This window comes from Kosakonia sp. SOY2 (assembly GCF_027109175.1).
Lineage (GTDB): Bacteria > Pseudomonadota > Gammaproteobacteria > Enterobacterales > Enterobacteriaceae > Kosakonia.
The window spans coordinates 242,881-264,370 of record NZ_JAPVXH010000001.1 but is presented as its reverse complement, the minus strand read 5'-3'; the positions used below and the strand labels follow the sequence as shown (position 1 = coordinate 264,370).

Annotated in this window: 18 protein-coding genes and 1 pseudogene; 4 read left to right on the top strand and 15 right to left on the bottom strand. The window is 55.8% G+C overall.

The window, feature by feature from the left end; all coding sequences use genetic code 11:
* Window positions 1-59: 59 nt before the first annotated feature.
* Window positions 60-1,196: a 4-phosphoerythronate dehydrogenase PdxB gene (pdxB, locus tag O3S68_RS01230; protein ID WP_269230634.1), complete on the bottom strand. Its 1,137-nt coding sequence runs from the start codon at window positions 1,194-1,196 to the stop codon at window positions 60-62.
* Window positions 1,197-1,307: 111 nt separating this feature from the next.
* On the opposite strand from pdxB, the gene flk reads away from it, so the two are divergent.
* Entirely contained in the window at window positions 1,308-2,315 is a 1,008-nt protein-coding gene (flk, locus tag O3S68_RS01225; RefSeq protein WP_072051661.1) for a flagella biosynthesis regulator Flk, read from the top strand.
* Between the two features lie 31 nt (window positions 2,316-2,346).
* Here the strand turns inward: flk and O3S68_RS01220 are convergent, their stop codons facing one another.
* From O3S68_RS01220 to fabB, 3 genes and pseudogenes are all read right to left on the bottom strand, one after another.
* Window positions 2,347-3,777 carry a 6-phospho-beta-glucosidase gene (locus tag O3S68_RS01220; protein WP_269230633.1) on the bottom strand — a complete coding sequence of 477 codons (1,431 nt, stop codon included), beginning with the start codon at window positions 3,775-3,777 and terminating at the stop codon, window positions 2,347-2,349.
* 120 nt (window positions 3,778-3,897) lie between these two features.
* Window positions 3,898-5,077 (bottom strand): annotated as a pseudogene (locus tag O3S68_RS01215) (MFS transporter).
* A gap of 371 nt (window positions 5,078-5,448) precedes the next feature.
* Window positions 5,449-6,663, bottom strand: coding sequence for a beta-ketoacyl-ACP synthase I (fabB, locus tag O3S68_RS01210; protein ID WP_020454566.1), 1,215 nt, complete (start codon window positions 6,661-6,663; stop codon window positions 5,449-5,451).
* Between the two features lie 156 nt (window positions 6,664-6,819).
* On the opposite strand from fabB, the gene mnmC reads away from it, so the two are divergent.
* Window positions 6,820-8,820 (top strand): bifunctional tRNA (5-methylaminomethyl-2-thiouridine)(34)-methyltransferase MnmD/FAD-dependent 5-carboxymethylaminomethyl-2-thiouridine(34) oxidoreductase MnmC, encoded by a 2,001-nt coding sequence (gene mnmC / locus O3S68_RS01205; RefSeq protein WP_269230632.1) that lies wholly within the window; start codon window positions 6,820-6,822, stop codon window positions 8,818-8,820.
* 43 nt (window positions 8,821-8,863) lie between these two features.
* On the opposite strand, the gene O3S68_RS01200 is transcribed toward mnmC, so the two are convergent.
* Genes O3S68_RS01200 through prmB form a run of 6 tightly spaced genes read right to left on the bottom strand, consistent with a single transcriptional unit; the run spans window position 8,864 to window position 13,400 of the window.
* Window positions 8,864-9,142: a YfcL family protein gene (locus tag O3S68_RS01200; protein ID WP_020454568.1), complete on the bottom strand. Its 279-nt coding sequence runs from the start codon at window positions 9,140-9,142 to the stop codon at window positions 8,864-8,866.
* A gap of 27 nt (window positions 9,143-9,169) precedes the next feature.
* Window positions 9,170-9,709: an elongation factor P hydroxylase gene (locus O3S68_RS01195; RefSeq protein ID WP_020454569.1), complete on the bottom strand. Its 540-nt coding sequence runs from the start codon at window positions 9,707-9,709 to the stop codon at window positions 9,170-9,172.
* Window positions 9,706-10,518, bottom strand: coding sequence for a sulfite exporter TauE/SafE family protein (locus tag O3S68_RS01190; RefSeq protein ID WP_020454570.1), 813 nt, complete (start codon window positions 10,516-10,518; stop codon window positions 9,706-9,708). The genes O3S68_RS01195 and O3S68_RS01190 overlap by 4 nt, the downstream gene beginning before the upstream one ends.
* Window positions 10,518-11,342 carry a penicillin-insensitive murein endopeptidase gene (mepA, locus tag O3S68_RS01185; RefSeq protein ID WP_045513066.1) on the bottom strand — a complete coding sequence of 275 codons (825 nt, stop codon included), beginning with the start codon at window positions 11,340-11,342 and terminating at the stop codon, window positions 10,518-10,520. The genes O3S68_RS01190 and mepA overlap by 1 nt, the downstream gene beginning before the upstream one ends.
* A 2-nt stretch (window positions 11,343-11,344) precedes the next feature.
* Window positions 11,345-12,430, bottom strand: coding sequence for a chorismate synthase (aroC, locus tag O3S68_RS01180; protein WP_160269323.1), 1,086 nt, complete (start codon window positions 12,428-12,430; stop codon window positions 11,345-11,347).
* 37 nt (window positions 12,431-12,467) lie between these two features.
* Entirely contained in the window at window positions 12,468-13,400 is a 933-nt protein-coding gene (prmB, locus tag O3S68_RS01175; protein ID WP_269231645.1) for a 50S ribosomal protein L3 N(5)-glutamine methyltransferase, read from the bottom strand.
* Between the two features lie 166 nt (window positions 13,401-13,566).
* Between prmB and smrB the strand changes: the two genes are divergently transcribed.
* A complete protein-coding gene (gene smrB, locus O3S68_RS01170; protein WP_045513070.1) occupies window positions 13,567-14,118 on the top strand; it encodes an endonuclease SmrB in 552 nt (183 codons plus the stop codon).
* Between the two features lie 58 nt (window positions 14,119-14,176).
* Here the strand turns inward: smrB and sixA are convergent, their stop codons facing one another.
* The 4 genes from sixA to O3S68_RS01150 form a co-directional block, all read right to left on the bottom strand.
* Window positions 14,177-14,662, bottom strand: coding sequence for a phosphohistidine phosphatase SixA (gene sixA, locus O3S68_RS01165; RefSeq protein WP_020454575.1), 486 nt, complete (start codon window positions 14,660-14,662; stop codon window positions 14,177-14,179).
* A 209-nt stretch (window positions 14,663-14,871) separates the two neighbouring features.
* Window positions 14,872-17,019 (bottom strand): fatty acid oxidation complex subunit alpha FadJ, encoded by a 2,148-nt coding sequence (gene fadJ, locus O3S68_RS01160; RefSeq protein ID WP_269230631.1) that lies wholly within the window; start codon window positions 17,017-17,019, stop codon window positions 14,872-14,874.
* A complete protein-coding gene (fadI, locus tag O3S68_RS01155; RefSeq protein ID WP_269230630.1) occupies window positions 17,019-18,326 on the bottom strand; it encodes an acetyl-CoA C-acyltransferase FadI in 1,308 nt (435 codons plus the stop codon). Before fadI ends, fadJ begins: the two co-directional genes overlap by 1 nt.
* A gap of 162 nt (window positions 18,327-18,488) precedes the next feature.
* Window positions 18,489-18,773 carry a YfcZ/YiiS family protein gene (locus tag O3S68_RS01150; protein ID WP_020454578.1) on the bottom strand — a complete coding sequence of 95 codons (285 nt, stop codon included), beginning with the start codon at window positions 18,771-18,773 and terminating at the stop codon, window positions 18,489-18,491.
* Window positions 18,774-19,151: 378 nt separating this feature from the next.
* On the opposite strand from O3S68_RS01150, the gene fadL reads away from it, so the two are divergent.
* A complete protein-coding gene (gene fadL, locus O3S68_RS01145; RefSeq protein ID WP_269230629.1) occupies window positions 19,152-20,513 on the top strand; it encodes a long-chain fatty acid transporter FadL in 1,362 nt (453 codons plus the stop codon).
* 63 nt (window positions 20,514-20,576) lie between these two features.
* Here the strand turns inward: fadL and mlaA are convergent, their stop codons facing one another.
* Complete coding sequence (gene mlaA / locus O3S68_RS01140) at window positions 20,577-21,332, bottom strand: phospholipid-binding lipoprotein MlaA (RefSeq protein ID WP_017458648.1); 756 nt, start codon at window positions 21,330-21,332, stop codon at window positions 20,577-20,579.
* Between the last annotated feature and the right edge of the window lie 158 nt (window positions 21,333-21,490).

Genomic DNA, 21,490 nt, shown 5'->3' with positions numbered 1-21,490 from the left:
TTACTCCAGGAAAAAAAGCGTCCCCGCCGCACTATTCGGCAGGGAGCATTAAGATGACATTAACGTGCCGGGTTATGCGTGGCGTTGAAACCAAGCTGTTGCAGCAGCGCGGCGGCGCTGGCGTCATCGCACTGCACGTACAGCGATGACCATTCACGGCGCTCAAGGTAATTTTTGCGCAGCTTGTCAAACTCACCCGGCGTGCCCGCTACTTTTCGCAGCAGCGCATCGTCGCGGCGCACATCATACACCAAATGCACCAGCCTTTTTAGCGTTGACTGATCAAGCGGGCCATGCAGCGTAATGCGGCCAAATTCCGGTGCGGGCAGCAGCGTGTCGAGCGCCACTTGCTGGCGCTTGCCGAGAAAATCGCTAAAGGCTTCAAACACCTGCGTGGTGCCGCGCGCTTTGCCTTCAAGGGTGTAACCGGCGATATGCGCCGTCCCGATATCGACAAGGTTAAGCAAATCGACATTCAGATCCGGCTCCGGCTCCCACACGTCCAGCACTACGCTCAGCGCCTGCCCGGCCTGCAAACGTTGTAACAGCGCGGCGTTATCCACTACCGGCCCGCGGCAGGCATTTATCAGAATAGTGCCAGGCTGCAGGCGCGAAAGCAGCGCATCATCCGCCAGGTGCAGCGTTTTATACGGCCCCTCTTTAAACAGCGGCGTATGGAATGTCAGCACATCGGCTTCGCGCACCAGCTCGTCCAGGCTGCGGAAATCCCCGTCGTCGCCACGATCGGCGCGCGGCGGATCGCATAGCAATGTACGAACACCGAACGCTTCCAGTCGCGCCTGCAGGCGACCGCCCACATTGCCGACACCTACGATACCAACGGTGCGATCCTGTAACGCAAAGCCGTCGCGCTCCGCCAGCATCAACAACGAGGAGAAAACATATTCGACGACCGCAATCGCGTTGCAGCCTGACGCGGCGGAAAAGGCAATCCCCGCCTGTTGCAAAAATGCCTCATCAACATGGTCAGTGCCTGCCGTCGCCGTGCCGACAAATTTGATCCCCGTGCCCTGTAATAAACCGTCATTCACCTTCGTGACAGAGCGCACCATTAAAGCGTCCGCATCAGCCAGTTCCGCCACGGGAATCGGGCGACCGGGAACCGCTTTTACCTCGCCAAGGCGACTAAAAAGATCGCGGGCGTAAGGCATATTTTCATCAACAAGGATTTTCACGCTTCAGTACCTGTTTGAGAACGGGAGTTGAGCGCGCAAGTGTGCCATAATCTCGCGGCCGGGCATACCCGCAATGCCGCCACCGCCACGCGAGAGTAAGAGGAAACCATGATTCAACCCATTCAGGGTGCCCCCGCGCGCCCTCCCGGGCAAGAGCCAGCTCCAGCCGCCAATAATATCGGCGAGCAACCGTTATCCACGATGCAGCGCACTGTGCTCGAGCGTCTGGTTATTCGCCTGATTGCGCTGACCCAACAGCAGAGCGCGGAAGTCTGGGCGGGCGTTAAGCATGATTTAGGGCTGAAGAACGACACGCCGCTGCTTTCCCGCCATTTTCCGGCGGCGGAACAGAACCTCAACCAGCGCGTAGAGACGGCAACGCAGAACCACACAACTCGCCAGATGGTTTCACAGCTGACGGAGCTGTTAAGCCAGGGGAATAATCGCCAGGCGGTGAGTGATTTTATTCGCCAGCAGTTCGGGCAGACGGCGCTAAGCCAGCTGACACCGCAGCAGTTGAAAACGGTGCTGACGATGCTGCAAAACAACCAGATCACGATTCCGCAGCCGCAACAGCGCCCTTCCACCGAGCGCCCGCTGCTGCCCGCGGAGCATAACTCGCTCAACCAGGCGGTTATCAAACTGACCGCAGCTACCGGTGAATCGGGCAAACTTATCTGGCAATCGATGCTGGAGCTGTCCGGCGTGAAAAGCGGCGAACTGATCCCGGCAAAACATTTTACGCCGCTGATGACCTGGCTACAGGCGCGTCAGACATTGAGCACGCATCCCGCGCCAACGCTGCATGTTATCCAGACGGTGCTGAAGCAGCCGCTGGATAATAACGAGATGCGCAGTATCACCGAGTACGCGCAGCAGACATGGCAAGCGACGCCGCAGACGGTGTTAACCACCGCGCAGGTACAGGATATTCTGAACCATGTGTTCTTGCGCCGCACAGAACGGGCGTCGGGGATGATTGAGGTGCGTGATATTCAGCCGATTTACAGCCCCTTCGTGGCACCGATTGTAGAGACGGTAAAAGCGATCTCCACCCGTCCGGGTTTCTTCTTTATCGCCCTGCTGATCGTGGCGTTTCTTTTCTGGCTGCTCAGTTAAAAAAATCCCCTCCGCTGGAGGGGATTCGCTTTTACAGATTGTCACCGTTATGTTTGATCACGTCCTGATACCACCAGAACGATTTCTTGCGACTGCGCGCCAGCGTACCGTTGCCGTCGTTGTCTTTATCGACGTAGATTAAGCCGTAACGTTTTTTCATTTCGCCGGTGCCCGCCGAGACCAGATCGATACAGCCCCACGGCGTGTAGCCCATTAAATCAACGCCATCCTCCACCACCGCTTTTTTCATTTCCCTGATGTGGTTACGCATATAGTCAATACGGTACTGATCATTGACCACGCCGTCGCTTTCAGGCTTATCAATCGCGCCAAAGCCGTTTTCCACCACAAACAGCGGCAACTGATACATGTCGTAGAAGTAGTTCAGGGAGTAACGCAGGCCAACCGGGTCGATTTGCCAGCCCCAGTCTGACGCTTTGACATACGGGTTCGGCACGAGGCTCTTGGTTTCGTCGTAATCCAGCTGCGGGTTATCTTCTTTCGCTTTGGTCACGAAAGACATGTAGTAACTGAAGCCAATATAGTCGACGCGGCCATGCGTGAGGATTTGCAAATCCTCGTCGGTAATATCGAGTTTGAAACCACGGCGAGCGAAGTAGTTGAGCAGATGCTGCGGGTAATAACCGCGCACATGCACATCGGTAAACCAGTAGCGGCGATGCATCGCCACCACCGACATCATCATGTCGTCCGGCGCACAGGTTAACGGGTAGATCGGACACATGGCGATCATGCAGCCAATTTTAAAATCCGGGTTGATTTTATGTCCGGCCTCTACCGCCAGCGCACTCGCCACCAGCTCATAGTGCGCCGCCTGATACATAATCACTTCCCGATCTTCACCAGGCTGGTACTTCACGCCGGAGTTAGTAAAGGGCGCGAAATCTTCGTGGTAGTTGGCCTGGTTATTGATTTCGTTAAATGTCATCCAGTATTTCACCTTGCTGCGGTAGCGGGTGAAAACGGCATTAGCGAAGCGGACAAAGAAGTCGATGAGTTTACGGTTACGCCAGCCGCCATATTCGGTGACGAGGTGATAAGGCATTTCGAAATGAGACAGGGTAATCACCGGCTCAATATTGTACTTCAGGCATTCGTCGAACAGATTGTCATAGAATTGCAGCCCGGCTTCGTTTGGCTCCAGCTCGTCGCCTTTCGGGAAAATACGCGTCCAGGCAATGGAGGTGCGAAAACATTTAAAACCCAGCTCGGCAAACAGCTTAATGTCGTCTTTGTAGCGATGGTAAAAATCGATGGCATCATGGTTGGGATAATTTTTACCGGGCAGCACGCCGTCGGTAATCTCACGCGGTACGCCGTGCGCGCCAGCGGTCATTACATCGGCAACACTCACGCCTTTACCGCCTTCCTGCCAGCCGCCTTCCAGCTGATGCGCGGCAACAGCACCACCCCATAAAAAATCCGCTTTAAACCCGGACATATCTCTCTCCTTTCGCTCAATGGTGAACAAAGGATAAACAAGCCCGCGATGACATGACATCATCGCGGGCTTGTTTTGTGAAACCGGTTGCAAAGAGTTTTATTGCTGTGGTTTTCTGCGCTATTTACGGGAGCGGAAAGCGATTAACGTCACGATAATGCCGGTCACTGCCGAGATAGCCCCGGCGAGGAACACCGACGGATAGCCGAGCGAGGTTGCCAGCAGGCCGGTCAGCGGGCCGGACGGCATACGAGATGTCCTGAAACGCGGCATAACCGCCAAGCGCCGTACCGCGTACCTGCGGCGGCACGCGTTTCACCACTTCCACACCGAGCGCCGGGAAAATCAGTGAACAACCGCAGCCGGTTAGCGCCGCGCCAAGCAGCGCCGTCCACGCGTCGTGCGCCTGCCACAGCAGCAACAGCCCCACGGTTTCAACTATCAGCGAGGCTATCGCCACCCGCACGCCGCCAAAACGGTCCGGCATCCAGCCAAACAGAATACGCATCAGCACAAACGCACCGCCAAAGGCGGTCAACGTAAAGCCCGCCATTGCCCAGCCGTTGCTGGCGAAATAGAGCGAAACAAAGGTACCGATGACCGCAAAGCCGACGCCCTGCAATGCCAGACCAAGGCCCGGCTGCCAGATAAGCCCAACCACACTCCACAAAGAGGGACGCTCACCCGAATGTGCCGGGACTTTGCGCACGCTGCCGTTAAACGCCCAGGCAACAAACGGTAACGCGATAGTGGTCGCAGCAAGCGCCGCAAAACCAAACTGGCTGTGAATCAATAACCCCAGCGGCGCACCTGCCGCCAGCGCGCCATAAATCGCCATCCCGTTCCACGACATCACTTTGCCGGAACGCGCCGGGCCAACCAGCCCCATACCCCAGGTCAGCGTTCCGGTAAGTAACTGGCTTTCGCCAAAGCCGAGAATTAAACGCCCCACCACCAGCAACGCGAATTTCGCCAGCGGTTCAACCGGCAATAACGCCGCGAGAAGCCACGCCACACCCGCCAGCGCGCAGGCAAACATTCCCTGCAACGCTGAGCGTTTAGCGCCGAACTGATCCGCCAGCCGCCCGGCGTAGCCGCGCGTTAAGACGGTAGCAAGAAACTGAATTCCGACCGCGATACCGACCATCGTGTTGCCGTAGCCGAGTTGCTGGTGAACAAACAGCGGGATCACCGGTAGCGGCAGCCCAACGGTCATATAGGTAAGAAACACCGCGAAAGCGATGCGAAACAGCGAGACATTCGCTGAAGAAGAATGAACAGATTGTGATTCTGCAGACATGCATTACTCCATAACGCAGAGTAAGGCGGGATTTGGAAGTACCACGCCCCCTCTACCTGAGTTTCAGGATTAAGGCGCGTTGGTTAACGTTAAACGCTTACGCATTATCGTGGGGATAATGTTGCGGGTGGAGTTTGCCTGTCACCGTAGCGGGTTGTCAACGCATAAAAATCCCCGCAATAAAAGCGGAATTGTTTTCGCCGCCAGAGCGCATGACAGAAATCGTAAAAACAGCCTCTGCCAGATCGGTAAGATCTCACTTCAACGACAATCAAGACAGAGCAAAAGCCCGTTGCTGCCCCGCAGAAGAAGGTTTAACGCTGGCAATAAAAAAGGGAGCCTCAGGCTCCCCTTCTCGCGGTAAGACAAACTTATTTCAGTTTGCGCATCACCAGAGTGGCGTTGGTGCCGCCAAAACCGAAGCTGTTAGACATCACGGTAGTCAGCGTGGCATCCATCGGTTTAGTGACAATGTTCAGGCCTTCAGCCTGCTCATCCAGCTCTTCCACGTTAATGCTCGGGGCGATAAAGCCGTGTTCCAGCATCAGCAGAGAGTAGATCGCTTCCTGAACGCCAGCCGCACCCAGAGAGTGACCGGTCATCGCTTTAGTCGCGGAAATCGCCGGGCTGTTGTTGCCGAACACTTCGCGGATAGCGCCCAGTTCTTTCACATCGCCAACCGGCGTGGAAGTCCCGTGGGAGTTCAGATAATCGATCGGCGTATCAACACCGTGCATCGCCATCTTCATGCAGCGCACTGCGCCTTCGCCTGACGGCGCTACCATGTCTGCGCCATCGGAGGTCGCGCCGTAGCCAACGATCTCCGCATAAATGTGCGCGCCGCGCGCCAGCGCGTGCTCCAGCTCTTCAACCACCACCATACCGCCGCCGCCTGCGATAACGAAACCGTCACGGTTTTTATCGTAAGTACGGGACGCTTTTTCCGGCGTTTCATTGTATTTGGTAGAGAGCGCGCCCATTGCGTCGAACTCGCAGGCCATTTCCCAGCACAGCTCTTCGCCGCCGCCGGCAAAAACGATGTCCTGTTTGCCCAGTTGGATCTGCTCTACCGCGTTACCGATACAGTGTGCGGAAGTGGCACATGCGGAGCTGATGGAGTAGTTCACGCCGTGAATTTTAAACGGTGTTGCGAGGCACGCTGAAACCGCAGACGCCATCGCTTTGGTGACCACATACGGGCCAACCGCTTTCAGACCACGCGGGCTGCGCATTGCATCAGCACCGAAAACCTGAGATTTAGACGAACCGCCAGAACCTGCAATCAGGCCCACGCGCGGGTTGTTCTGGTAAACCTCGTCTTTCAGGCCGGCATCTTCAATCGCCTGCTGCATGGAGAGATAGGAATAGATAGAGGCATCGTTCATGAAACGAACCACTTTACGGTCAATCAAACCAGTGGTGTCCAGTTTAACGTTACCCCATACGTGGCTGCGCATGCCGGAATCTTTGAATTCCTGAGAGAATGTGATCCCTGAGCGTCCTTCACGCAGGGATGCCAGGACTTCCTGCTGGTTGTTACCAATGCTGGAAACGATGCCCAGGCCAGTAATCACTGCACGTTTCATTCAATACCCCTAAAGTCGCACTAATTAAGTTTCGTGTCGCAAGATAGCGTACACTTGTACGCCGAACAAGTCCGATCAGACAATTTCTGAGGAAATTTGCGCCTTTCTTTGTCCCTCGTTAAGATCGTGACACTGCTTGATGGACGAGTAACTTACGTGAAACAAACCGCTATACAATCCGCCAACCTGGAATTCAACGCTGAGGGTACACCTGTTTCCCGAGATTTTGACGATGTCTACTTCTCTAATGATAACGGGCTGGAAGAGACTCGTTATGTTTTTCTCGGCGGCAACCGTCTTGAACAGCGTTTTCCTGACCACCCGCGCCCGCTGTTTGTGGTGGCGGAGAGCGGTTTCGGCACCGGTCTGAACTTCCTTACCCTCTGGCAGGCGTTTGCGGCCTTTCGCGCAGTTAACCCCGACGCTACCCTGGAAAGATTACATTTCATCAGTTTTGAAAAATTTCCGCTCACCCGCGACGATCTGCGCAAAGCGCACGCCCACTGGCCGGAACTGGCGAACTGGGCAGAACAGCTACAAGCACAGTGGCCGCTGCCCTTTGCCGGTTGCCACCGCCTGTTGCTGGATGGCGGTCGTGTGACGCTCGATTTGTGGTTCGGTGATATCAACGAACTGACCGATACGCTGGATGATTCGCTCAACCAGAGCGTCGATGCCTGGTTCCTTGACGGGTTTGCGCCCGCCAAAAACCCGGACATGTGGACACCCAATCTGTTTCAGGCGATGGCGCGTCTTGCAAGGCCTGGCGGTACGCTGGCGACTTTTACCTCGGCGGGTTTCGTCCGGCGCGGTCTGCAAGAGGCGGGTTTTACCATGCGCAAAAGCAAAGGTTTTGGCCGCAAACGCGAAATGCTCACCGGGGTGATGGAGAACCCGCAAATGCCAGCGGTTCGTGCGCCGTGGTTTGCCCGCAGCAGCACAGAGAAGCGCGAAGTGGCGCTAATTGGCGGCGGGGTAGCCAGCGCACTGTTGTCGCTGGCGTTGCTGCGTCGCGGCTGGCAAGTCACGCTGTATTGCGCCGATGAGGCTCCTGCCGAAGGCGCATCCGGCAACCGCCAGGGCGCACTCTATCCTTTGCTCAGCGCGCACGATCCGGCGCTGGCGCGTTTCTTCCCGGCGGCTTTTACCTTTGCCCGCCGCGTGTACGACGCGCTTCCTGTTGAATTCGACCATCAGTGGTGCGGCGTGACACAACTCGGCTGGGATGATAAAAGCCAGCATAAAATCGAACAGATGCTGACGCTGGATCTGCCCCCGGAACTCGCCAGGCGCGTTGAGGCTAATGAGGTCGATGCGCTCTGCGGCGTGGAAACCGGCTGCGGTGGTATCACTTACCCGGCAGGCGGCTGGCTTTGCCCGGCGCAGCTCACGGCGGCCGCCATCGCGCTGGCTTGTGAACAGGGTTTGCAGGTGCACTATGGGTATGATGTCGAGCAATTAACGGCTGGCGATAATTACTGGCAGTTGCATATCAAAGGCGGCGAGTTACGCCAGCATGCCGCCGTGGTGCTGGCTAACGGGCACCGCATTCACCACTTTGCGCAAACGGAAAAACTGCCGGTGTATCCGGTGGCAGGCCAGGTCAGCCATATTCCCACCACGCCTCAGCTCAGCCCGTTGCGCCAGGTGCTGTGTTATGACGGCTATCTGACGCCGCAAAACCCGCACAATCAGCAGCACTGCATTGGCGCCAGTTATCATAGAGGTCAGCAGGAAACCGCCTACAGCGAAGCCGATCAGCAGCAGAACCGCCAGCGGTTGCTCGACTGCTTCCCGCAGGCTTCATGGGCCAAAACGGTGGACGTCAGCGCGGGCGAGGCGCGCTGCGGCGTGCGCTGCGCCACGCGCGATCACCTGCCGATGGTTGGCAACGTGGCGGATTACGACGCAACGCTTAGCGCCTATGCGAGCCTCGCAGAACACAGCGAAACAGCCGTCAGCGCGCCCGTCTATGACGGCCTGTTTATGCTGGGAGCGCTCGGTTCACGAGGTCTTTGCAGCGCGCCGCTGGCGGCAGAAATCCTGGCATCACAAATGAGCAATGAACCGATCCCGCTGGACGGTGAAACGCTGGCGGCAATGAACCCGAATCGTTTATGGGTCAGAAAGTTATTGAAGGGTAAAGCGGTGAAATGAAGTGGACGTTTTCCCTCTCCTGAATGGAGAGGGAAAGAACGGCTTAGTGCGCTTTCGCCTGCTGATACAGGTTTTCCCACATGCCGAGCACCAGCGCCTGATCGCGCGGCGATAATTCCCCCGCCTGAATAGCGGTTTGCACACTGGTGGTCACTTTGCCATACAGGGTTTCGGGCGCATGGTCATCGCCGCTCTCCAGCTCCGCCACCGCCAATGTCAGGTGGCCGCGCAGATAACCGCCCGCGAACAGCTCATCATCACTGGCGTGGTCCACCATGTTATCTATTAACGCCAGAATGCGTGATTCAAACTCCGCGATCATCTCTCTTCCTCATTTTAAAAAATGGCCTTACAGGTCTTCCGGCCACGGAAACTGTGCTGCCGCTAAGGGCGGCGTCTGGTAATAATCCTGTAGTGCTTTAATAAAACGCGCCGGACGTGCAGGAATGCCCTGCTCCAGATACGCCATCACCTGTGCATGTACACGGCGCTGGAACACGATGCGATCGGGTTCGAAATCGCCTTCCAGATTGTCGCAACTGACGTTAAACGGGAAACCTGCCGCCACGCAGAACAACCAGTCAAACGCCTGCGGTTTGACTTCAACATCTTCGAATTTCCCCTGCGTCGCCGCATCGCGGCCGTCCGGGCAGTACCAGTAACCAAAATCCACCAGCTTGCGCCGCTCGGCTCCCGCAATGCACCAGTGCGAAATTTCATGTAACGCGCTGGCATAAAAGCCGTGGGCAAAGACAATGCGGTTATAAGGAACATCCGCATCAGCAGGAAGATAGATCGGTTCGTCGTCGCCTTTAATCAGACGGGTATTAAAATCGTCGGCAAAACAGCCGTCGAAAATATCAATTAACTGTTGATAGTGATGCGTCATACATTCACCCCCAGATACTGGAGGATCTCCTGCCCGTGACTGTCATAGAGAAGTTTGGCGCTCATCACCGCCGAGACAATCACAATCATCGGACGAATGAGCTTTTGCCCTTTGCTGAGCACCAGACGCGAACCCATGCGCGCGCCGAGAAATTGCCCGGCCAGCATAACAAAACCGGTGCCCCACACCACTTTGCCGCCAATAATAAATAGCAGCAGCCCGCCGACGTTGGAGGTGGCATTCAGCACTTTGGCATGAGCGGTCGATTTTGCCAGGTTAAAACCCGCAAGTGTGACAAACGCCAGGGCGTAAAACGAGCCTGCGCCCGGGCCGAAGAAACCGTCATAGAAACCAACACAGCCGCCAGAAACCAGCGCGAAAGGCAGACCGTACAAGCGGCGCTGACGATCCTCTTCGCCCAGCCCTGGCATCAGCAGGAAATAGAGGCCAATACAGATAACTAAAATTGGCAGGATCTGGCGCAGCACATCGGATTGCACATGTTGCACCAGCAGCGCACCGGTGGTGGAGCCGATAAAGGTCATCAAAATATTGAGCTTCTGATCGGCGAGATTCACCACTTTGCGGCGAATAAAATAGAGCGATGCCGAAAGCGAACCGCCGCAGGCCTGCAATTTGTTGGTCGCCAGCGCCTGCGCCGGTGACATGCCCGCCGCCATCAGCGCCGGAACGGTTAGCAGCCCACCACCGCCCGCCAGCGCGTCAATAAACCCGGCCAGCAGCGCGACAAAAAAAAGCGTCACCAGCAGCAGCGGTGACACCATAAACAGTTGTTGAAAGAGTTCCATCAGAGTGCGTGTTCATCCAGTAAAGCCTGACAGGACGGCGGCAACGGCGGCGGCGTCTTTTTCTCAGGCGTTGAACTACCCGGCTTCGCCGGTTCAAACCAGCTTTGCAATTCCGCGCCGCAACCATCGCCTGGCGGCGGCAGCGGTTGATCCTGGCACTCCAGGCTGTCCGCCGGGCAGCGCAGGCGCACATGCATATGCGCGCGATGCTGGAACCACGGGCGCACTTTGCGCAGCCAGTCACGATCGCTACCCGCATCCAGGCAAAGCTGCTGCTTGATAGCCGGGTTAACGAAGATACGCGTCACCTCGTTATCCTCTGCCGCCAGCTTAATCATGCTGCTGATTTCCGGCTTCCACAGCGCGGGCACCACCTGTTTGCCATCGCTGGAAACCAGATCCAGCGCCTGCGGTTTGAGCAATTGCGCCGCGCTCCAGCGCGTTTTCGGAAGCTGCAGGAAGATATCAACATCCAGCCCCGACTGGTGGCTGGCGTGACCGCCGTTAAAGCGCCCACCGGCTGGCATTCCCATATCGCCTACCAGCACCGTACCGAGCCCGAGGTTGTACACCTGAGTGCTGAAGCGCTGAATGAATAACACCAGATCCGGATGGCCGAAATAGCGCCGTTGATCGGTGCGCATCACCTGGTAGTGATCCGATTGCAGCGGCAGCTCATGCGCGCCAACGATGCAACCATTGGAAAACGCGCCGATAGATTGGGGGCTACCGGCGATGGGATGGGTCAGTTTTTGCCATGGCGTCGCCGCCATGGCAGTTGCGCTCACCAGCAGGGCAAACAGGGCGATTGCCGTTTTTTTCATGGTTACCAGCGTGGAATATCGGTTATTACATCAGCATTTTGCGCGCGCTGACGCAGGAAGTGATCCATCAAGACAATTGCCAGCATCGCTTCAGCGATCGGTACGGCGCGAATGCCAACACACGGATCGTGACGACCTTTGGTGATCATTTCGACCTCATCGCCAAAGCGGTTGATCGTCTTACCGGGCACGGTAATGCTTGAGGTGGGTTTCAGCGCAATAGTGGCGACAATTTGCTGGCCGCTGCTGATACCGCCCAAAATGCCGCCCGCGTGGTTGCTCTGAAAACCCTGTTTGGTGATTTCGTCGCGGTTTTCGCTGCCGCGCAGTTTTACCACCTCAAAGCCATCGCCAATTTCAACGCCTTTCACCGCGTTAATGCTCATCAGCGCATGGGCAATATCCGCATCAAGGCGGTCAAACACCGGCTCGCCAAGACCTGCCGGTACGCCATCAGCGACAACGGTCACTTTCGCGCCAATGGAATCGCCCTCTTTTTTCAGGCCGCGCATCAGCTCATCCAGTGCGTCAATTTTATCGGGGTCCGGGCAGAAAAATGGGTTCTGCTCCACCTGCTCCCACGCTTTAATCGCCAGCGGGATGTCGCCCATCTGCGTCAGGCAACCACGAATAACAATGCCAAATTTCTGCGCCAGGTATTTTTTAGCAATAGCGCCAGCCGCCACGCGCATCGCCGTTTCACGGGCGGAAGAACGGCCACCGCCGCGATAGTCGCGCACGCCATATTTTTGCTCGTAGGTGTAATCCGCATGTCCCGGACGGAACAGATCTTTAATCGCGCCATAATCCTGCGAACGCTGATCGGTATTTTCAATCAGCAGACCAATACTGGTGCCGGTGGTCACGCCTTCAAACACACCGGAGAGAATTTTCACCTGATCCGGCTCGCGGCGCTGGGTGGTGTAGCGAGATGTCCCCGGGCGGCGTCTGTCCAGATCGTGTTGCAGATCCGCCTCGGTCAGCGGAATGCCCGGCGGCACGCCGTCGACAATACAGCCGAGCGCCAGGCCATGCGATTCGCCGAAGGTGGTTACGCGAAAGAGTTGTCCAATTGTGTTTCCTGCCATCACGGCTCCGTTGTCGTTGTCTGTGTTGAGCGTCGTTTTAATCTTTATAGATGCTGAAGTGTTCGCGAGCGGCGATAAGCTGCGCTTTGGTCAACATAAAGACGCCGTCCCCGCCGTTATCAAACTCCAGCCAGGTAAACGGTACGTCCGGATATTGTTCCATCAGATGTACCATGCTGTTACCCACTTCACAAATCAGGATGCCGTTGTCAGAGAGGTAATCCGGTGCGCAGGCGAGGATGCGGCGCGTCAGTTTCAGGCCATCGCTGCCGGAGGCCAGGCCAAGTACTGGCTCGTGGCGATACTCGGAAGGCAGATCTGCCATATCTTCTTCGTCAACGTACGGCGGGTTGGTCACAATCAGGTCGTACTGCACTTTCGGCAAGTCGCGGAAAACGTCGGAGCGGATTGGCGTCACGTGATGAATAAGCCCGTGCTCTTCGATATTGTGTTCGGTTACCGCCAGCGCGTCCGTGGAGATATCGACGGCGTCCACTTCCGCTTCCGGGAAGGCATAAGCACAGGCAATCGCGATACAGCCGCTACCGGTACACATATCAAGAATATGCTTCGGCGGTTCATCGATAAGACCCGCAAAGTGGTTGTTAATCAGCTCGCCAATTGGCGAACGCGGCACTAGTACGCGCTCATCAACATAAAATTCGTGGCCGCAAAACCAGGCTTTATTGGTGAGATAAGCCACCGGAATACGCTCATTAACACGGCGGATCACGCGCTCAACAATGCGGTGACGCTCGCTGGAGGTCAGGCGCGCGGTGCGCATATCTTCCGGGATATCCAGCGGCAGGTAGAGTGTTGGCAACACCAGTTGCACCGCTTCGTCCCACGGGTTGTCGGTGCCGTGTCCGTACCAGATATTGGCGGCGCTAAATCGGCTTACCGACCAGCGCAACATGTCCTGAATGGTGTGCAGCTCGTTCACTGCTTCGTCGACGAAAATTTTATCCATGGTATCCCCCAGGCGCATGCTCGCATTAAATTCGGCGGCTAGTTTGCCACGAAGACGGCGATAAATCAGCATTCTCACGCACCTGCGCGGGGTAAAAATGCATTTTGCTGCACCGCTGGCGCAATGAGTCGGGTACACTGAAAAAAAGAAAAGATGAGATGCGCAGATGAAAAAGAAACCATCGCTTAGCGAGGAGGAACAGGCGCTGTTCCGGCAACTGATGACCGGTACACGCCAGATAAAGCAGGACACCGTGGTTCATCGCCCGGCACGAAAAAAAATCACTGAAGTGCCGGAGAAACGGTTGTTGCAGGAGCAGGCCGATAACAGCCACTATTTTTCTGATGAGTTCCAGCCGCTGTTAAACACCGAAGGCCCGGTAAAATATGTGCGCGACGATGTCAGCCATTTTGAGCTGAAAAAGATCCGCCGTGGCGATTATGCCCCGGAGCTGTTTCTTGATCTGCACGGTTTAACCCAGCTTCAGGCGAAACAGGAACTGGGGGCGTTGATTGCCGCCTGTCGTCGCGAACATGTGTTTTGCGCCTGCGTGATGCACGGCCACGGTAAACATATTCTCAAGCAGCAGACACCGCTGTGGCTGGCGCAGCACCCGCATGTGATGGCGTTTCACCAGGCCCCGAAAGAGTATGGCGGCGATGCGGCGATACTGGTGCTTATAGAAGTGGAAGAGTGGCAGCCGCCGGAGTTGCCCTGAAGCGCAGAAACGACAAGAGCCGCGCAATGCGGCTCTTTATCTTTCATGGTCCGGCGAATCAGATAGCTTTTGGCATCTTCAGGTTGCAGGGACTCATTTGCCAGTTAAAGACACCTTTACCGTCTTCATCCAGCGTAACGCTGGCGATGGCGGAGGTGGTAAACATCGGCGGCGCTTCACCCGGGCAGAGTTCGGACACCAGGTATCCGACCAGCGGCAGGTGAGAAATCACCAGCACGGCGGAAGTACCTTCGTTTGCCAGCGCCTGCAAATAGGCACTAACCAGGCCGATATCGCCGCAGGGCGTCAGTTCCGGCAGGACATCCACGTTGTCAGGCAGGTTCATACACTCCCCTACCTTATCCAGCGTCTGTTCAGCACGTAAAAAAGGGCTGACCAGAACACGTTCAATATCCACTTTTTGGCCTTTCAACCATGTTGCCATCAGACGGGTTTCGTCACAGCCACAAGGGGTTAATGGACGAACCGAGTCACTGGCTGCATCGAGGGCAGCGTCGCCGTGACGCATGATAAAAACTTGCATATTGCACCGCTTTTGTTAACCAGAATCATTAATACTTTCACCGCAAAATCATTTCACGACATCGGAAAATATTAATGGCCGGGCATTGTGCCTGATCCATTCGTTGAATGAAACGCTGTTTTTTACCTCAATGGCGCAACTATAGTCAATCACTGTTTATTAAATAACCGTAAAGCCCATGAGGTATAACAGAATTACTTTTTTAGACACTAACTGAAACGTTCGGTTTCTTTTGTCGGCCAGAAAGTTACACCTTGTTCCGCCATGCGTAACAGCGGCTCGCAAGGAGCAAAACGCTCGCCGTACTGCGCCTGTAACCGCTGTAGTGTCGCCACCACTTCGCTTATGCCCAGCGCATCCATATAGTGGAACGGCCCGCCCAAAAACGGTGAGAAACCGATGCCAAACACGGCACCAATATCACCATCGCGCGCGCTGCGAATCACCTGTTCATCAAAGCAGCGAGCCGCTTCGTTCAGCATCAACATCACGCACCGTTCTGCTATCTGCTGAGGCGGTAACTGCGTGCCATCTGAAACACCGATTAAGCGGTAGATCGATGGGTCTGGCTGCTTTTTGCTTTTACGCCCTTTCGTCGGGTAAAGATAGAAACCGCGCTCATTTTTTCTGCCTTTGCGATCGTCATTCAAGATTGCGTTAACCACACTTGCAGGCGCGCTAAAACGTTCTCCATAGGCAGCTTCCAGCACCGGGATAATTTTGGTGCCGGTATCGATCCCCACTTCATCCAGCAACTGGATGGGCCCCACCGGAAAACCGAATTTCACCAGCGCCTGATCGATAGTTTCAATGCGTTGCCCTTCGCTTAGCAGGCGCATCGCTTCATTTATATAAGGCGCGAGGATGCGGTTAACGTAAAAGCCCGCTTTATCTGCCACCACGATCGGCGTTTTGCCCTGTTTTTTCGCCAGCTTCACCGTCGTGGCAATGGTCTGCTCATCGGTACCGGCATGAGGGATCACCTCGACCAGCGGCATTTTTTCCACCGGGCTGAAAAAATGTAATCCGATAACTTTTTCCGGACGCGCCGCATGCGCAGCAATATCGCCGATCGGTAAAGACGAGGTATTGGAGGCGAAAATGGTATGCGCTGCGCAGTTAGCTTCGACTTCAGCGACCATTTTCTGCTTCAACGCAAGATCCTCAAACACCGCTTCAATCACCAGATCGCGATGGGCAAAGCCACGATAATCGAGCGAACCGGAGATCTTCGCCATCTGGCTGTCGCGCTCGGCGGGTTTCATGTAACGACGGCGCACTTTTTTATCCAGTTGTTGCCAACTGTATTTCAGCGCATGGTTAATGCCCTTCGCATTAATATCTTTAATGCGAACCGGCAACCCACCTTTGCTGGCCGTGACAAACGCGATACCGCCGCCCATCAGCCCACCGCCCAGCACGCCCACACTGTTAAGCGGGCCAGGTTCGACGACGCTGCCAGGATCTTTTTTGATATCGGTACTGGTAAAGAAGAGATGCCGCAGCGCCTGCGATTGCGGCGTCATCGCCAGTTGACCAAACGCGCGCGCTTCGGCGTCATAACCGCTGCTGCGCCCCTGGGCAAGACCGGTTTCAACCACCGAGAGAATGCGTGATGCAGCAGGATAATTCCCCTGGGTTTTCTGTTCCGTTTTCTTCGCGACCATGCGGAACAATAAAGTGCGGCCAAGCGGCCCGGCAAGAATGCGTTCGCGCACCGGTAAATGGCGGCTGGCAGGACGCCCCTGCGAAACCAGTCCGACGGCGGCGTCCAGTAAAATGGAAGGCGGAACCACATCGTCAACCAGACCCACTTTTAATGCCTGCCGTGGGCGTAACTGCTTACCGGTGAGGATCATCTCCAGCGTGGTCCTCACGCCGATCAGGCGCGGCAAACGTTGCGTACCGCCAGAGCCGGGAAGCAACCCCAGTTGCACTTCCGGTAATCCCAGCACCGTTTTGGCATCGTTTGTACAAATCCGGCGATAGCACGCCAGCGCCAGTTCCAGCCCACCGCCGAGGCAGGGGCCATTAATCGCGGCGATGACCGGGATCGGCAGGGCGTGGATTTCCGCCATCAGTTGCTGCCCCTGACGGGCGAGCTCTTCGGCCTCTTTCGCCGTCTGGCAGCGGGCGATCATATTGATATCCGCGCCCGCAATAAAGTTGTCCGGTTTTGCTGAGATAAACACCACGCCGCGCAACGCTTTGTTTTCGCGGATCTGTTTTAAAATGGCGCGAACATCCGTTGCGAACTCCGCTTTCAGGGTGTTCATCTTCTCGTTCGGTACATCAATAGCGACTACCGCCACATTGTCGGGACGCACACTAAGGGTAAATGCCGATGTTGTGGTCATTACTCTGCCTCCAGAACCATTGCCGCACCCAGACCGCCCGCGGCACAGGCTGTCACCAGACCAAAACCGCCGCCACGACGGCGCAGCTCATGCAGGGTCTGAGTGATCATACGCGCGCCGGTAGCGGCAAACGGATGCCCATAAGCGATAGAGCCGCCAAGCACGTTAAATTTGCTGTCATCCACTTCGCCGGTTGCCTGTGAACGTCCCAGTACCTCGCGGGCAAAACGCTCGCTGGCCATCAGCTTCAGATTGCTCAGCGTTTGCGCGGCAAAGGCTTCATGCATATCAAGCAGGGTTAAATCCGTCATTGATAATCCGGCTCGCTCCAGCGCCAGCGGCGTTGCCCACGCCGGGCCAAGCAGCATATCTTCACGCACATCAATCGCGGTAAACGCATAGCTGCGCAGGTATCCCAACGGCGCCAGCCCAAGCTCTTTGGCGCGGGATTCCGTCATCAGGATCACCGCCGCGGCGCCATCGGTAAGCGGCGTACTGTTGGCCGCCGTCACCGTACCGTGCTGGCGATCAAACGCCGGGCGCAGTTTTGCATAATCCGCCAGGCTCGAATTTGTACGTACGTTGTTATCTTTCTCGACCGGGTCACGAAATGGCGGCGCGTAAGCGGTCATCACCTCTTCTGCCAGTTTGCCTTCTGCCCAGGCCTGGGCGGCAAGTTGGTGTGAGCGGTGCGCCAGCGCATCCTGCTGCTCACGGCTGATACCGTAGGTTTTCGCCATCTGTTCAGCGGTATCGCCCATGCGCAGGCCGGTGGAATATTCCGCCACCGCCGGAGGAACCGGCAGCAGGTCGCGCAGACGCAGGCGCGAGAAGAGTTTCAGTTTTTGCCCCATGCTGCGCGCTTTGTTGGCATCCACCAGCGTTCGCGCCAGTTTTTTGCTGACGCCAATCGGCAGCACCGAAGACGAATCGGCCCCACCGGCGATACCGGCACGGATGGTGCCCGCCAGCAGACTTTCGGTGACATTCGCCACCGCCTGAAAGCTGGTCGCGCAGGCGCGGCTTACACTGTAAGCGTCGGTATGCACACTCATGCCGGTGCCAAGCACAATTTCGCGCGCAATATTCGGCGCTTCGGGCATTTGAACCACCTGGCCAAAAACCAGTTGTTCAATCACTTCGGGGGGAATTTCGCTGCGTGCCAGCATCTCTCCCACCACCATTTTGCCAAGATCGATGGCCGGCACGCCGTGGAAGACGGTCGCCTGGCGGGCAAAAGGGGTACGTAACCCACTGACAATGGCAATGCGGTCGCCCTGGCGGGTGACAAGCGGTAATGCCTTCATAACACTCCCCTGTTAACAGCGTAATGCATTAAGTGGTCTGACCTGATAACAGTCTTAACCAATTTTTTACATTTAGCCAATGGGAGGGAGAAAAAAATGGGAGCTAAGGCACAGAGATACTTAACAAAACGCCCCCGCTGGACGGGAGCGTTGGTGGGATAATTAACGCAGACCGAGCTGGAAAATCAGCGTTTCGGCTTCGCAAGCGAAGACAAAATCGATATCCAGGCGCACACCGTCTGCCACTTCCGTGAACGTGGAAGTGATTTGGCAAGGATCGGATTCCACGCTGCGGGCTCTGGCGCTCAGCGCAGCCAGGGTTTCTTCCGCATCGGCGCGTTTAGCGAACACGCGGCTGTAAGAGGCGGTGCAGTCGGAGTTGTCCATAATGGTGCCAACATCCATACAGCAGCAAACCGGGGTTTCATCAGCACTGCATTTACTCATGGTAGATTTCCTCTGAATTCGCACCCAAGGTGCCAGATAAACATTGCGCATATTTTACGCCGCGAGGGAATGTGGCTCCAGTTGTTAATTCCGCAAGCGGTGATAAGTGACCGAAATCACACTTAAAAATGATCTAAAACAAAAATCATCTAATCGACTGATTAACACCGGGGGCAATTTTGCTGCGCAGATCCCGTTTCGAAGATCACAATTGAAAAATCTTATATACATACTTGCAACATTTCCTCTGGTCAGACCTATACTCTCGCCACTGGTCTGATTTCTCAGATGTACCTCAGACCCTACACTTCGCGCTCCTGTTACCCCGCGTAACAAAGTTTGTATAAAAATAAATCGATTTCGAATGAGGTTATGGTCATGAGCCAGAAAACCCGGTTTACCAAGTCTGCGTTGGCAGTCGCAGTGGCAATCGTTTCTACCCAGGCCTGGTCCGCAGGCTTTCAACTCAACGAGTTTTCATCCTCTGGCCTTGGCCGGGCTTATTCCGGTGAAGGCGCTATTGCTGATGACGCAGGCAGCGTCAGCCGCAACCCGGCGCTGATCACCATGTTCGATCGCCCAACCTTCTCTGGTGGTGCGGTGTTTGTCGATCCGGATGTTAACGTAAAGGGCCGTTCTGCCATTGGTAACAATGCTAGCCAGGACAACATCGCCCCGACCGCGTGGATCCCGAACCTGCACTTCGTGGCACCGATTAACGATCAATTTGGCTGGGGCGCGTCCGTGACCTCTAACTACGGGCTGGCCACCGAGTTCAACAACAGCTATGCAGCCGGTTCAATGGGCGGTAAAACCGATCTCGAAACGCTGAACCTCAACCTGAGCGGTGCGTATCGTCTGGATAGCCACTGGAGCTTCGGCCTCGGTTTCGACGCCGTTTACGCCAAAGCGAAAGTTGAACGTTACGCGGGCGATCTGCCGCAAATCATCGGCGCAGGTCTGCCAGGGCTGGTGCAATCCGGTCAGTTGTCCGCGCAACAAGCCGCCGCGATTGGCGCGCAGGCTGGCGGTATTAGCCGCGATACGCAAATCGCCCATCTGAAAGGGGATGAGTGGGGCTTTGGCTGGAATGCCGGTATTCTCTACGAGCTGGATAAAAACAACCGCTACGCTTTCACCTATCGCTCTGAAGTCAAAGTCGACTTCGACGGCGATTATAAGAGCAGCCTGCCCGCAGCGCTAAACCCAATCAATGCTGCGCTGGGTCTGGGCTTGCCATACGGTACCGGTGGTGCCACCACCAACGGTTCGCTCTCATTGCACCTGCCGGAAATGTGGGAAGTGTCGGGTTATAACCGTGTTGACCCGCAGTGGGCCATTCACTACAGCCTGACTTACACCAGCTGGAGCCAGTTCCAGGAGCTGAAAGCGACCGGCGACAACGGCCAGACGCTGTTCTATAAAGATGAAAGCTTTAAAGACGCCTACCGTATCGCGCTGGGTACTACCTATTATATGGATGATAACTGGACCTTCCGCGCCGGTATCGCCTTCGATGACAGCCCGGTTCCGGCAGACAAACGCTCCATCTCCATCCCGGATCAGGATCGCCTCTGGCTGAGCACCGGTGCGACCTATGCATTTAATAAAGATGCGTCCGTCGACGTCGGTGTTTCTTATATGCACGGTCAGAAAGTGAAATTCACCGAAGGCCCGTATACCTTCAGCTCTGAAGGTCGTGCATGGCTGTACGGCGCGAACTTCAACTACGCGTTCTGATAAACCATCAGGCATAAAAAAAGGTGAGCGCCGTGCTCACCTTTTTTATTTGCTGGGCTGGGTTTATTGCGAGTCGATATCTTTCAAATCGCCCTCTATCGCCTGCGCGTTCGGGTTTTCCTGCGGTTTCAGCTTACCACCGTTGGCGATAAAGTCGTGGCGCTGGAAGTAGGCTTCACGCACCAGAATGTACGGATCGGAAGACTGGCGCAGCAGGCCGTCTGAATCCAGCAGTTGCGCGCGCGATTCAATGCCTTCAACCGTCCATTTGCCCACCGACAGCGGCCATGTCAGCCACGACAGCACCGGATAGAGCGTATCGGCCATATCACCACCGTCTTCACGCAGCGTGAAACTGCCATAGAATGGCAGTTGCATATAAGGGCCGTAACCCATGCCGTAATGCCCCAGCGTGCTACCAAAACGGTGCGGTTCAACGCGCTGCAATTTCGGGTTCGCGGCACCCGCGACATCCATCAAGCCGCCCATCCCCAGCAGGGTGTTCAGGAAGAAGCGTGTAAAATGAACCATTCCCTGGTATGGATCGCCTTGTAAGAAGAAGTTCACCATCACCGCCGGTTCTTCAAGGTTGCTGGTAAAGTTGCTCAGACCATTACGCGCTGGCTGCGGCACATAATCACGCCAGACAACGGCAACGGGCCTGACAACATACGGATCCAGTACATTGAAGTTGAAGCTGTACATGGTGCGGTTGAACCCTTCCAGCGGGTCTGAACGTCCCTGCGAATCTTTACCGGAACTGGCACAACCGACCAGCACAGTGGTAGCCAGCGCAAGCGCCGACAGGCGGAATTTCATAGGTGTCTCCCTGAAGAAAATGGTCATCGCTGAATGCCATTTTTGAATAACGCAAACGCGGAAATCCGTTTTGCGCAGACAATGCGCAACGCATTGTATCAGCACATATTCTGATGTCCACGTAGCGAACAAAGCTCACTCAGCCTAACCGAACTCAC

Bases quoted from the DNA above. Each gene is read 5' to 3' on its own strand.
- mlaA (WP_017458648.1), bottom strand. From the start codon at position 21,332: ATGAAATTCCGCCTGTCGGCGCTTGCGCTGGCTACCACTGTGCTGGTC.
- fadJ (WP_269230631.1), bottom strand. From the start codon at position 17,019: ATGACCACAACATCGGCATTTACCCTTAGTGTGCGTCCCGACAATGTG.
- fabB (WP_020454566.1), bottom strand. From the start codon at position 6,663: ATGAAACGTGCAGTGATTACTGGCCTGGGCATCGTTTCCAGCATTGGT.
- mepA (WP_045513066.1), bottom strand. From the start codon at position 11,342: ATGAAAAAAACGGCAATCGCCCTGTTTGCCCTGCTGGTGAGCGCAACT.
- O3S68_RS01195 (WP_020454569.1), bottom strand. From the start codon at position 9,709: ATGACGCATCACTATCAACAGTTAATTGATATTTTCGACGGCTGTTTT.
- fadL (WP_269230629.1), top strand. From the start codon at position 19,152: ATGAGCCAGAAAACCCGGTTTACCAAGTCTGCGTTGGCAGTCGCAGTG.
- O3S68_RS01220 (WP_269230633.1), bottom strand. From the start codon at position 3,777: ATGTCCGGGTTTAAAGCGGATTTTTTATGGGGTGGTGCTGTTGCCGCG.
- smrB (WP_045513070.1), top strand. From the start codon at position 13,567: ATGAAAAAGAAACCATCGCTTAGCGAGGAGGAACAGGCGCTGTTCCGG.
- fadI (WP_269230630.1), bottom strand. From the start codon at position 18,326: ATGAAGGCATTACCGCTTGTCACCCGCCAGGGCGACCGCATTGCCATT.
- O3S68_RS01190 (WP_020454570.1), bottom strand. From the start codon at position 10,518: ATGGAACTCTTTCAACAACTGTTTATGGTGTCACCGCTGCTGCTGGTG.
- prmB (WP_269231645.1), bottom strand. From the start codon at position 13,400: ATGGATAAAATTTTCGTCGACGAAGCAGTGAACGAGCTGCACACCATT.
- O3S68_RS01150 (WP_020454578.1), bottom strand. From the start codon at position 18,773: ATGAGTAAATGCAGTGCTGATGAAACCCCGGTTTGCTGCTGTATGGAT.
- aroC (WP_160269323.1), bottom strand. From the start codon at position 12,430: ATGGCAGGAAACACAATTGGACAACTCTTTCGCGTAACCACCTTCGGC.
- sixA (WP_020454575.1), bottom strand. From the start codon at position 14,662: ATGCAAGTTTTTATCATGCGTCACGGCGACGCTGCCCTCGATGCAGCC.
- O3S68_RS01200 (WP_020454568.1), bottom strand. From the start codon at position 9,142: ATGATCGCGGAGTTTGAATCACGCATTCTGGCGTTAATAGATAACATG.